The organism is Neobacillus sp. B4I6 (assembly GCF_050434045.1).
GTDB lineage: Bacteria > Bacillota > Bacilli > Bacillales > Cytobacillaceae > Neobacillus.
Map to the genome: position 1 here is coordinate 1,541,252 of NZ_JBNPWB010000002.1, position 12,728 is coordinate 1,553,979.

Consider the following 12,728-nt stretch of genomic DNA (forward strand, 5'->3'; position numbering starts at 1 on the left):
ATAATTTTAGAAGGGAATTAGGAAGGATGCTAAGTCATTATAAAAGTATTTTAGTAGCTGTAGACGGTTCAAAAGAAGCGGAATACGCATTTCAAAAATCAATCGATGTTGCAAAACGTAACAAAAATTCAATTTTAACCATAGTAAACGTAATCAATTCTCGTTCATTCGAAGCATATGACCGTTCAGTTGTTGAGCGTGCACAAGGTCATCAGAGGAACTGTTAAATAGCTATAAGGCACAAGCTGAGGGCGCTGGTATTGAAAACGTAACGGTAATCATCGAATTTGGTTCTCCAAAAGTGAACATTACTGGAGATATTGCAAAGGTAGTTAAGGCAGATTTAATTATGTGTGGTGCTACAGGGTTAAATGCTGTTGAACGATTCTTGACTGGTTCTGTTTCTGAAGCAATTGTTCGATCAGCTAAATGTGATGTTTTAGTAATCCGCAGACCTAGTTTACATGCTGTTATTGATTAAATGGACTTCAAACATCAACGGGTGAATATAATTTTTATCACGTAATTAGCATCTATCCATGTTTTTTAGGATACTTTTGATCAGAATATTTAATAGCTACAAAAATGTCAGTTAGCCATTCGTAAAAGCGAGCTTTTACGGGTGGTTTATTTATTTTTAGCAAAAATTGAAAAATAGAACAGATAGGAGATGGTAAAGAGTATTCCTATTTTCCTGTCTGAACAGTATAATCATGAAGGGGAGTTGATACATATGAATAAAAAAGATATCGCTGATATCCGTAAGCAATTTAAATTCGACAATGATCTCATGAAAATTCGAGAAATCTTCAATGTTTATGTTCAGAAAGAAACAGGTGAGATTTACCATCATGTCAGTCAACCGTTTCAAATGATAGAACTAGAAGCACAAGAATTGTTTTTGGCCAACTTTAAAAAGGTTTTGACTGGTTATCTCGATGCCAAACTGTTTGAACTGAAATTTATCCGGGATGTAGAAGACAGTACACAACATATCCTCTTCGATGGATTACGAGCTGATTCAACAGAAGATTGGAAAGAAAACATGCTGCAAATTGTCGGAAAAATGTTTGCTCATACGGTTTATGAGTTTGATACGATGGTGACGTTTATTCGAGGAGAATATCGAAAGGCTACCAGGAAACGAGACCTAGAGTCCGAAGAAGGTGGGAATGATGAAGTTTATTCCAACGAGTTTATCCTCTGCAGTCTCAATAAAACGGATCAGCCGAAAAAAGCCTTGCTGTTTGATTATATTGAGAAAGAATTCAAATCGAATAACGTCTTTGATCCAATTATCAATCTAGCGTCTCCGTTGTCTGGCTTTCTGTTCCCTGCTTTTAATGACAATTCTGCAGATGTAAACCATATTCTTTACTGTGCAGGAAAAGCGAATCAACCAGATGGGACATTTATTGAAGAGGTCCTCAATTGCGAAGAGATCATTACTGCCCAGGAAGATAAGGACAGCTTCGAACAGATTTTAAAAAAAGTAATAGGAGACCAAGTGGATTCCAAGGTCATTTCGAATGTCTATGAGGAAATCGATAAAATGGTCCAGGAAAATGAAGAAAGTGAAGAAAGTGAAGCGCCTACGTTGGATTATCGGGACATCGAACGCATCTTAACAGTAAGCGGGGTTGAAAATGTCGAGACTGCCCAAGTGGAACATGCCTTCAAAGCTGTCGTTGATGACGAAAAACATGAATTCAAAGCAAGCAGTTTAGTTCCTAAATCCATAAAAATCAATACGAAAGTGGCAGATGTATCCATCAGCCCGAAAGAGCTGAAAAATGTAAAATATATTATGTACCAAGGAAAACGCTGTCTATTATTAGAGATTGATGAAGATGTGGTCGTGGAAGGATTTCGACTAGAATCGGAGACGCTCTAATCCGTTTCAGGGACAGATAACGAACTTTCCTTTGATAGTTATAACAAACATAGAGAGAACGCAAATTTTAGTTAGGTCTAAATGTGCGTTCTCTTTATAATTAAAGAGGAACCACAAAGCCTTATATTATCTAACAAATTGCCTCTTTTTTCTACTTAATTATTCTTTTAAAGATGATTCACATAGTAATGACAACTTTTCCCTGAGCATGACCTTCTTCAAAATACCTGAAAGCTTCGGGGACTTCACTCAACTTATAACGTCTATCAATAACGGGTTTTACTTTACCAGCTTCAAGAAGTTCTTTTATATAAATCAGATCTTTTTGGTTAGTCCTTTGTAAAAAAGTACCCATTTTCTTATTCCCGGTCATTGAAATCCAAGGCCCAAGGACCATTGCTTGAAACATTTGTGCTCCGGAACCCCCGACGTGAACAAAAATTCCATTGGGACTTAATGTACGCTTATAGACTGATAGTGGTTTATGTCCGTTCACCCCAAGTATAAGGTCATAACTCTGCATTTTTTGAGAAAAATCTTCCTTTGAATAATCAATGGCATGGTCTGCTCCAAGTGATTGCAAAATATCTAAATTTCTCGTACTGCACACCCCAGTTACCTCAGCCCCAAAGGATTTGGCAATCTGTACGGCGAAAGTCCCGACACCACCAGAGGCACCATTAATCAATACCTTCTGTCCCGACCGGATCTTGCCTTTATCACGGAGGCCCTGTAACGCAGTGATTCCCGCCATAGGTACAGCTGCAGCTTCCTCAAATGAAAGATTGGCTGGTTTCAAGGCTAATACATTTTCAGGAACAGAAACATATTCGGCAAAACCACCCCAACCACATCCAGATAGGTCTCCGAATACCTCATCGCCTGGTTGAAACTGCGTAACATCTTTGCCAACTGCTTCAACCATACCTGCTATGTCGCCTCCAGGTATGGGGTATTTTGGTTTCAGAAGACCGAAAGCAAACCGTGCTAAGAACGGTTTGCCCTTCAAAAGGACTAGGTTACCATAATTCACCGATGCTGCATGAATTTTAACAAGTACTTGATTGTCCTCTGGTATAGGCTTTTCCACCTCTGTTAATTCAAGCACATCAGTTGGGCCATATTTGTTAGAAACGATAGCCTTCATAATTAATCCTCCTAATTGCCTTCGAATATTTTTATTAAACTCTTTAAATTGATAAATCTCGCTATAGACCCTCAAATTAAAAGATATTCCAGTTAAAGATATTCAGAATGGAAACAGTAAAAAAATTAATAACGAAGATTTTCTTGGACTTGTCCTTGAAAGGAGGGGGTCGCTTGTCGGAGAACTGTCTAATGGCCAGAAATTATTTTAAAAAGTGAAGAACTAATATAAACGGCTGTGCCCCACATGACGATAGCTGAAATTTTATTTAGGACCGCTAGATATTTTCCTGATTTATCTATTTTTCCGAGCATTCTTCCTGTAATGCCCAATCCTGCAAACCATACCCACGAAACGAATATACATGCCACAGCAAATGCTACTTTCTCAAAGCCTATGTATTTTACGGAACTTGTTCCGATTACACCAACGGTATCTAAAATTGCATGTGGGTTTAGTAATGACACTGACATAGCAAAAGATATTTGTTTTTTGTATGAAAAAGCTAATCCTACTTCCTGTATATTTTGAGGCTTAGACCTCCATACAACAAAACCCATGTAGAGTAAAAATAAACTACCAATTATATAAAGAACTGTTTTTATCCAATAAGAACCAAGTACAACGACTGACACTCCTAAGACCGCTATTGAAATAAGCAAAGTATCACAAATAGCTGCGGTAATAATGACTGGCAGTGCCCTCACGAATTTGGGCTGACTTGCACCTTGATTAAAGACAAAAACATTTTGTACCCCTAAAGGTAGGATTAAACCGAATGCTAAGATCATGCCGTGTAAAATTGCTTCTAACATTTTTCTCCCCCTGATATGTAATAACTGCATTTTATTAGATTTGATTACATTCGTCTCCAACCAATTGGATGGAATATTACCCAACCAATCATTTATAATTAATCTAAAAATGATAGGGGAGTTCCTTTTGATAGAAAAAGATTGGATCCTAAACAAATCCTCCTTGATTCCACTCCATCAACAAATCTATGAATTTATGAAGAGAAAAATAATAAACGGTGAATGGACGGTTGGAACTAAAATTCCTACGCAACGAGATTTAGCAAAGAATTTCAATGTGAATCGGAGTACCATTGTTTATGCACTTGATGAGTTATCTGCAGATGGGTTAATCGAATCAAAAGTTGGAAGAGGGACATTTGTGGTCAATAATACGTGGAGTTTACTTGCTTCAATCCCGCCGCCTGATTGGAACAGCTACGTTAAGTCGGGATCTTACCAACCAAACAATAAAACAATTCAAGAAATTAATAGAGCAGAAATTAATCCAACAGTAATACGCCTTGGGACGGGAGAACTTTCACCAGAGTTGTTGCCTGTCAAAGAAATGGAACAAATGTTCAAGAGGCATTCCCCACATACTTTTTCGTTAGGATACTCGGAACCAAAAGGAAGTCTCTATTTAAGAGAAATGATAAGCAATTATTTAAAAACGAAGAAAATAGAAGTTTCTCCAACATCGATAATGATTGTTTCAGGAGGACTTCAAGCATTGCAATTGATTTCATTAGGATTATTGCACCGTGATTCAACCATTTTTCTGGAAACGCCTTCATATTTAAATTCAGTGCATGTATTTCAATCAGCAGGGATGAACTTACTTGGAATTCCCATGGATGAGGACGGGATTAGACCCGAGTCGATTGGGAGGTTAAAAAAGCAGCATAATGTTGCATTACTTTACACCATCCCAACTTTCCATAATCCCACGGGTATTTTAATGTCAGCTAATAGAAGAAAGGAATTGTTGGATGTTTGTAAGAATGAAAAGCTGCCAATTATTGAGGATGATGTCTACGGAGATTTATGGTTTGAGAACCCGCCACCGAATCCATTAAAATCCATTGATGGTCAAGGACTAATATTATACATAGGGAGTATGTCTAAAACTCTGAGTCCTGGTTTACGAATTGGTTGGATCGTTGGCCCAGAACCTGTGATAGATCGGTTGGCTGATATAAAAATGCAAACTGATTATGGCTCAAGTTCTTTATCTCAATTCATCGTCGCAGAGTGGCTATCAAGTGGTTTATATGATGAACATATAAAGAAGATAAGGACAGAACTAAAATTCCGTAGAGATTTTACGCTTGAAATACTAAATACACATTTTAAGCAATTAGCCACATGGAATATCCCACAGGGTGGGTTTTATATTTGGCTGCAAATCAAAAAACAAATTTCAATTAAAAAATTATTTGAAAAAGCACTAAACGAGGGGATATTACTAAACCCAGGAAATATTTACGACAGTAATAATCACTTTCATCTTCGTTTGTCCTATGCCTATGCATCACTTCACGAATTAAAAAAGGGGCTATTAAGACTTTCAGAACTGATTGAAGAAATTTCCTATTAGGTTGTACAATGATGGGGATAAATGGCTACTTTTTCAGCGGGGCGATACTTCAATAATGGAGGATCGCTTTTTTCCTTATTCGAGTAATATTCAGGTTCAATAAGATTTTACAGAAAATTTCAAGGATAGAGGAATGAATATGTTAAAATTTAGTAAAGGGGTGGGAGTATGAAAGAGGAAAATAAACCATTTAATGATGTAATTGACCACTTTAATAAGATAGAAGGAAATGGAACGAATCCTGCAAATTCTAAATTTAGTAGGTTGCCAAAACCATTAAAATATATTGGATACTTCATGATTGTATTCTTTTCCGTATCTTTTATATTAATAATTATTTTAAGTTTATTAAACTAATTTAATCTTGAATTCAAGAAATTATGGGTTGCTGCTGCGATCCTTTTTCTTATTCGAAGGTGGCAGGTTACTTGAATAAGCAAAATATCTTCGAAATGTGGAGCAAGCTAATAGCATTTTTAAATATTAAGATTATGTAAATATATGTAAATTTTTGTTCTTGTCCAATTCGATATTTAATGTTCTGACATACGATGTTCTATCTAATAATTAAGGTGGTGATATATTATGTCAGATGGTTATGGCGTTAATTTTGCTTTATTCGTGGTGCTTTTCATCCTTTTAATTATTTTCGGAATATCTTTTCGTTAAATAATAGTTTTAAATAAAACAAATTAAGCCGAACTTTTATAATTGTTCGAGCTATAGGCTCTCAAGGAGGAATGAGTAAAAACATGGAAATTGAAGTCACAATCATCATGCCTTCATATAACCGCTATCCCCTTAATCTGCTTAGCCTTTATGCATTGGAGAAACAGTGCTTTGATTTATCCAAAATGGAAGTGATATTGATTGATGACGCCTCTACCGACCAGACCCCAAAAATTAAGGAATACTGTCCTCCCTACCATTTTCAATATATTCGCAATAGTACCAATGTTGGTGTTGCTGCTTCAAGAAATATTGGACTTAGGCATGCGAGGGGAGAGATTATTATCATTTTGGATGCAGAAACCATCGTTTCCCCTAACTATGTTACCCTTAACCGCCAGCATCATCTAACTCACGAGAAATCCGTTGTTATTGCAGGAAGCAAGCGGGGGCGCATTTATACTTTTTTATCCCCGGATTTTACTAATAATCAAATCAACGCGATTTATAAGTGGAGCGAAAAAAATTCTCTATTCAACCAACGCCTTAAAGAGGTGGTATCGCAAGAACAGACACTTATCAGCTTAACGACTCATATCAGGCTTTTACAAGAGCCCCAACAAGTGGTTAAGAGAGAGGATATTGACGATATAAAAAATTTATACTCGATGGTAAAATACAGAAGTTATGCTCATCATTTATTAAAATACCTTAGGGAACATTTTTATAGCAGCCCATTGCGTTGGATGGCTTGCTTAGGTTTTCTTTCTATTAAAAGAAGTTTTATGGAGCAAGTCGGCGGCTATGAAGAGAATTTCAAAGGATGGGGACCCGAGGATGCTGAGTTTGCTTTTAGATTATATAAGGAAAATGCTAATTTTATTATCGAAGATGATTTAGAAACGTATCATCAAGAACATCCGCCGTCGAAAACGAAGGAAGATGATATGAACTTAAATCGTCTGTTGTTTCAACAAAAGCACCCGGTTCTTGATGTATCCATTAGAGCTCTGCACTCTATTCATCCGACAGATTATGGACTCATGGAAAAGATTCTATTAGAACATCATTCCCTTACTGCAAGCTTTCCCAATGAGTTTCATGAATTTAACCAAGCAATCATAACATTACTTCATCAAATTCGTATAAATATTGCAGAAAACCTTCCCCCTGTTAACCTAGTTCAAAATACCGGGTTCGGCGACGACTCGATTGCAATGGAACGTATCCTGATCGAGAGAGATCACATACAATCCTGTGGTAAATACAATCATCTTGTATGGTTGTTCGATAAACTGAGTACGATCTAAAGATGAGTGGAGCAGGTCTTCCATATAGGGGAAGAGGCAATTTTACTGAGCAATCTGGAGCCGACCAGGATAGGTTGAATGTCAGATAAATGTTGGTCTTTCTATTTCAGTCTGCTAACCTCTTCACGTATATCAAGCTTCCATTCTTGGAGGCTTTTTCTTATTGTGGGTAATTTATCTGGAAAATTGAATAAGACATATAAAGGCAGGTAAAACAATTGTTAAATGTTTTTTGCTTACTTCGTATGTGACATGCGCCCATTTCATACATATAAACTAATGGGATTTCAGTTTAATCTGTGTTTTTCATAACGATAATTGACACTAACCATAGAAAAGGCCGAAGTAGTTACCATTCATCAGTATGACGCACCTGCTGTAAGAAAACCTATGCAATTGAGGACGGGTAAATGAAAAAACAGGAGGGGCAGTGTATGAAATTCACGATACAGTATATACCACTGGATAAAATCAAACCTGATTTATCGTTGAAAATTACTGAGCATATTAAGAAACTGCAGAGATTAATGTGGGACTGCATGTTTGTTTTGGTTGTCAAAAAAAATCGGAAGGATGGCAGTTACATCATTGTTAGCGGGCAAGATCGATTTGAATCCCTTAAAAAACACACTAAAAATATATATGCGCCATGTATAGTCGATAAAAGTAACAGTTCGACCGGAATGAAATCATGGCTTCAGCGGTTACGGAACAAACAACCCCTAGATGACTTTCCATTAATGCCGACCAGTTGGTCAATCGTTCGTTCCTTTTTGAAACAAGAACCCCGTTTTAAACATCTCTCCCGATCCGAACAGATAAGAGTGCTACTTATAGCAGTTCGGTACAAAAAAACCGTGATTTATTCAATGAAAACTACAGTAAATGAAATTCTAAGAAGTAAAAAGTAATTCAACCCTCAAACTCAGTTGAAAAAAGAAATTTAAGGACAGCCCGATTTTACTTCAGGATTGAAGAGAAATCGGCTGTCCTCTCATTAATCACTTCCAAAGCATATTACCTGATTTGAATCAAAAAAATGGTGAGCTGTCATGGACTGTTTTTGATGTAATTTGGGAATGAAGAATATTACATAATGTTGAAATGCCTATCACGGAACAGATGATAGTGAAGATGGCAGGAAAAGCAGCACTCTATTCGACGCTGATTTACATATCGGATATTGACAATGAAAAAATTGAAATATAGCGAAATGAATGAAGGAAAAAGTGAGTCAATCTTATAAAGCCTAGATTGTTCATTTATTTTTTCAAAAATAAGAGGCTGCATCGCTGCCTTTTTTACAAAATTATTTTAGTAAGTCATTCACTTCGTTTGCCACTCGTATTCCTGATTCAATTGCACCTTGTATCCAACCGTGGGTAAGTGAGGTATGTTCTCCAGCAAAGTGCACTCTTCCCTCAGGTGTAGAAATATAAGGATATAGCTCCAAATCCTGTCCAGGTTCAAAAGCAGTAAATGCTCCGCAAGAATAAGGATTCGTACTCCAGCTAAAGGATGTTCCTGTAACGAACTCTGAATAAACCTGATACCCAAAAATTTCTGCCAAGTTCATTAGAGCATATTGGATCAGCTCTCTTTCAGATAAGCTTTCCAATGTTAAAGCCTCATCTGCCCATGTGTAGCTCGCGATAACTACCGCAGGTCCGGTGGTGCCAATACCATAACTTGGGTAATATGAAAATCGAATCGGCAGATCCGTTATCGATTTACCACCCAATTGACCTACTTTTTCCCAAAACCTACTTTTAAACTCGATAGCAATCTTTGAAGAGGCCATATAATTGAGTTCGCGAATCGCTGTCCTTTTATAATAGGAAAAAGACTCATAAGGTTCGACTTTCACAAATCGTAAGGTTGAAAATGGTATAGTTACAATCGTAAGATCACCAGTTATACTGAAGCTCTCATCGGTTTTTTGGTGCTTACAATGAATCGTTACACTGTTTTGAGATTGAGATATTCTTTTCAACTTTTGGTTGAACTGAATATTCTCGTGTAATTGCGGTAGGAATGCTTTTGGCAATCGGTCCATGCCACCCGTTATTTCATAAAATTTCTTTGTTTCTGTTAAGATGATGAGTTCTCGGATTACTTCAACAAAGGTCATCCCCATATATGCTTCCAAATCAATAAGCACACCTATCATATCAATGGCACCGATTGAAAAATAATAGTTTAAGAAAGAACCAAAGGCTAGATTTCTATATTGTTTTTCTATTAGAGGCCAATTCTTTTTAGGATCTTCGTTAATAAAATTGATAATTGGTTGTATGACTGAAAGCAAAAGTTTTTCCGACGATTTCCCGCTTTCATTTGGAGTAACTGGGTATTTTAAAATGCTTGGATTATTTTCATATACATTCAGACGTGTTTTGATGCCATTTGCGTAGATGTGGTCATTAGGGGTCCGGTTAATAAATAGATTTATAGGCAATTTGAATTTATTAATATATTCAAAGGTTAAATGATGTTTTTCGGGAATTCGCATGGGTCCGACATTGAAATATAAGTTATTGCTAAAGGGGGCCCTTATGGTGTAAACACGTCCTCCAACTCTATCGTTGGCTTCCAGAATAGTGACGTGATGTCCCGCTTCCTTTAATAAAGAGGCAGCGACGAGTCCAGACATACCTGCACCGATTATAAGAATATGTCTAGGAACTTGTGATGTTTTTAGACCATCTCTAATAATTTTGAGCATTTGATGATCAGATAGTTGAGAATTCATGTAATGTGGCATCCTCCCTTACTTTTCCAAAAAATGGCTTATTGCATTATATACAAATAAAAGGATGCATATGTGCTATTTTCCAGTTTGGTGATTACTCTTTCTGTCGAGAACACCAGTGGCTACGGCATAACGATAATCAATCATTATTGTTTTCTAATACTAATAGTATGTGCTATAACAAATTTAGATTAGAAAGATGTTCTTATTACAAGGGGGGAAAGTACGTAGATAAAAGTTAAACAGGAAAAAAGTTGTATATAGTCTTATAAAGCAAACTAGGTTAACCTAATAGTGATAAAAATGCTATCATAATATATAAATGGGAAATTACTAATGCTAAGGAGAACTAGATGAAAACTAATGTTCTGTTTGACACTAATACAATCGATCGTAAGGCATTGCCGTATTATTATGACTATGCAAAAATTGTTTCTACACTTCAGGAGAAACTAATAGACGAAGTTGGAATTGATTTTCATATGTACTCGGATGAAGATACCTCAAATGAGATTTGGGACATTCTTGAGGAAGACTTGAAAGAGGAGTCTCCAGAAGTACAATTGATTTGTCATATTTATAAAGAAGGCGAGACCAAAACGATCTCATCCAACCATACCGATAAAGCGATGGAGCTGATTGTTAAACCACGAATCACGAACGGTCTTTTTTACTATTCGAATTATCAGGTTGCGCTGGCCAGATTGGTTATTTTTCAAAGTGACGGAGAAATGACCCGGGATTTTATTTTTGCCAAAAATGATGCTTGCTTAGTTACCTTTTTGAAATATGTTCTTAAAAGAAAAAGAGATTATATTAAAAACTATGTGACTGTTTTTACAGATACAGAAGATGGGGTAGAAACAGAGATTGATAGTATTACTACTTTGGTAAGAAGAGAAGATGTATTTTTAGAGGATTCTTTAAAGATAGAAATTTATCGCTCGATTGACGAATTCTTTTCGGAAAGCGGTCAATTTTTCAAAACGTATGATATTCCTTACAAACGCGGGATTCTTCTCTACGGAAAACCTGGGAATGGAAAGACCACTCTTGTGAAATCTATCGCCAGCAGCATAAATGCACCGGTAGCTTATTGGCAGATCACTGAATTTACATCCAGCTATACGATTAAAGAGGTCTTTACGTCTGTATTAAAATTGACGCCATTGGTGTTAGTCATCGAAGATATCGATTCCATGCCAGCAAGTGTACGGTCCGTCTTCCTGAACATTTTAGACGGTGCCACCTCGAAAGAAGGAATTTTCATTATCGGGACAACGAATTATCCTGAAAAAATAGATCCTGCCCTTATGAACCGCTCTGGCCGGTTTGACCGTGCATATGAGATCCATGTACCGACGAAAGAGCTTCGCTATCAGTATCTAGTAAACAAGAATATTGCTCGAATTCTTTCAGAGGAAGAGATTCAGCAAGTTATTGATTCAACCAAGGATTTCTCTTATGCACAGCTCAATGAATTGTATACATCGATTGCCCTTGAATGGCATTACGAACAGCGGGTTGATGTGAAGAGACTTTGTGCGGACTTAAAATCACTGCAGCAAAAACAACAAAAACAAGAATGGGACCAAGCTCTCTCCTCTGCATCGATCGGATTTTCAGGGTATGGGGATGATTAACTTTGATGTATTAACTCTAGTAAACCCAATAGAAAGAGAAGATTGCTGATGAGAGTAATAGGGATTGATTTGTCCGGTCCAAGTAATCATAAAGATACTGTTTTGACGGTATTTGAATTACAAAATGGTCAATTAAATTTTATTAAGTTAATGAGCAATATTGGGGATCTGGACATTTTAAAAGAAATAGAGACTCAAAGTCAAATAGATGAAGTAGTTATTGGTATTGATGCCCCTTTATCTTATCAGGACGGCGGGGGAGATAGACTTGGTGATAAACAGCTGCGTCAGTTTATTGTTTCACTTGGGATGAAGCCTGGATCAATCATGCCGCCAACTTTAAATCGAATGGTTTATCTTACACTAAGAGGAATAAAGCTTAGTAGAGAAATAGGAAAACTAACTTATAGTTATCCGATTTCCATTGTGGAAGTGCACCCAGGTGCAGTGATTGGTTCAAGACTCTCTCAAGAGGAATTGAAGTATGTTTTGAGTTACAAACAAAGTCTATTAGCGAGAAGTTGGATTCGGAACTGGCTTGGTGAGCAAAAGTTAACTATGCTACCTGTTTTTATTGATGAGGAAAGTCATTTAATTGATGCCTGTGCAGCAGCATTAGGGGCCTGGCATTGGAAGGATCCATCCTTGCAGCCAAAGTGGTCAATTCCTGCGAATCCTCCACTGCATCCGTATGATTATTGTTGTTAATGGTTATTCTGCCACAGTACTAGATACTGTGGTTTTTTTCTATGAGTTACAGCAAAAGAGTTGTATGATGCCCGCTGAGTGGGAGAAATCGGATGAGTGGTAACCATAGATAATGTATGATGCCTGTTGAGTGGGAAAAATCAATTAAACGGGAACTATTGGAAGAGTCTAATGCCCGTGGGGGGGTTCAAATCAATCACTGACCGAATCT

11 protein-coding genes and 1 pseudogene are annotated in these 12,728 nt (G+C 36.9%); 9 read left to right on the forward strand and 3 right to left on the reverse strand.

All coding sequences use genetic code 11. From position 1 onward, the window contains the following. Positions 1-26 precede the first annotated feature (26 nt). Together QF028_RS09725 and QF028_RS09730 are read left to right on the forward strand one after the other, a co-directional pair. Positions 27-481, forward strand: a pseudogene (locus tag QF028_RS09725) (universal stress protein). Between the two features lie 252 nt (positions 482-733). Further along, positions 734-1,894, forward strand: a complete 1,161-nt coding sequence (locus QF028_RS09730) for a DUF4317 domain-containing protein (RefSeq protein WP_429465032.1) — start codon at positions 734-736, stop codon at positions 1,892-1,894. 178 nt (positions 1,895-2,072) lie between these two features. Here the strand turns inward: QF028_RS09730 and QF028_RS09735 are convergent, their stop codons facing one another. Both QF028_RS09735 and QF028_RS09740 read right to left on the reverse strand, forming a co-directional pair. After that, positions 2,073-3,041, reverse strand: a complete 969-nt coding sequence (locus QF028_RS09735; protein ID WP_429465033.1) for an NAD(P)-dependent alcohol dehydrogenase — start codon at positions 3,039-3,041, stop codon at positions 2,073-2,075. Positions 3,042-3,229: 188 nt separating this feature from the next. Further along, the gene (locus QF028_RS09740) at positions 3,230-3,856 is read right to left on the reverse strand and encodes a LysE/ArgO family amino acid transporter (RefSeq protein ID WP_429465034.1); all 627 of its coding nucleotides are present in this window, start codon (positions 3,854-3,856) and stop codon (positions 3,230-3,232) included. 127 nt (positions 3,857-3,983) lie between these two features. On the opposite strand from QF028_RS09740, the gene QF028_RS09745 reads away from it, so the two are divergent. From QF028_RS09745 to QF028_RS09765, 5 genes are all read left to right on the forward strand, one after another. Further along, positions 3,984-5,435: a PLP-dependent aminotransferase family protein gene (locus QF028_RS09745; RefSeq protein ID WP_429465035.1), complete on the forward strand. Its 1,452-nt coding sequence runs from the start codon at positions 3,984-3,986 to the stop codon at positions 5,433-5,435. Between the two features lie 168 nt (positions 5,436-5,603). Beyond that, positions 5,604-5,792 (forward strand): amino acid transporter, encoded by a 189-nt coding sequence (locus tag QF028_RS09750; protein ID WP_429465036.1) that lies wholly within the window; start codon positions 5,604-5,606, stop codon positions 5,790-5,792. Between the two features lie 228 nt (positions 5,793-6,020). Further along, on the forward strand, positions 6,021-6,104 hold the full coding sequence (locus tag QF028_RS09755) for a YjcZ family sporulation protein (RefSeq protein ID WP_429472253.1): 84 nt from the start codon (positions 6,021-6,023) through the stop codon (positions 6,102-6,104). 71 nt (positions 6,105-6,175) lie between these two features. Further along, complete coding sequence (locus QF028_RS09760) at positions 6,176-7,414, forward strand: glycosyltransferase family 2 protein (RefSeq protein ID WP_429465037.1); 1,239 nt, start codon at positions 6,176-6,178, stop codon at positions 7,412-7,414. 434 nt (positions 7,415-7,848) lie between these two features. Beyond that, complete coding sequence (locus QF028_RS09765; protein ID WP_429465038.1) at positions 7,849-8,325, forward strand: hypothetical protein; 477 nt, start codon at positions 7,849-7,851, stop codon at positions 8,323-8,325. 398 nt (positions 8,326-8,723) lie between these two features. On the opposite strand, the gene QF028_RS09770 is transcribed toward QF028_RS09765, so the two are convergent. Beyond that, positions 8,724-10,166 carry a flavin monoamine oxidase family protein gene (locus QF028_RS09770; protein WP_429465039.1) on the reverse strand — a complete coding sequence of 481 codons (1,443 nt, stop codon included), beginning with the start codon at positions 10,164-10,166 and terminating at the stop codon, positions 8,724-8,726. Positions 10,167-10,519: 353 nt separating this feature from the next. Between QF028_RS09770 and QF028_RS09775 the strand changes: the two genes are divergently transcribed. Beyond that, positions 10,520-11,809: an AAA family ATPase gene (locus tag QF028_RS09775; protein ID WP_429465040.1), complete on the forward strand. Its 1,290-nt coding sequence runs from the start codon at positions 10,520-10,522 to the stop codon at positions 11,807-11,809. Between the two features lie 48 nt (positions 11,810-11,857). Next, the gene (locus QF028_RS09780) at positions 11,858-12,517 is read left to right on the forward strand and encodes a DUF429 domain-containing protein (protein WP_429465041.1); all 660 of its coding nucleotides are present in this window, start codon (positions 11,858-11,860) and stop codon (positions 12,515-12,517) included. Positions 12,518-12,728 lie beyond the last annotated feature (211 nt).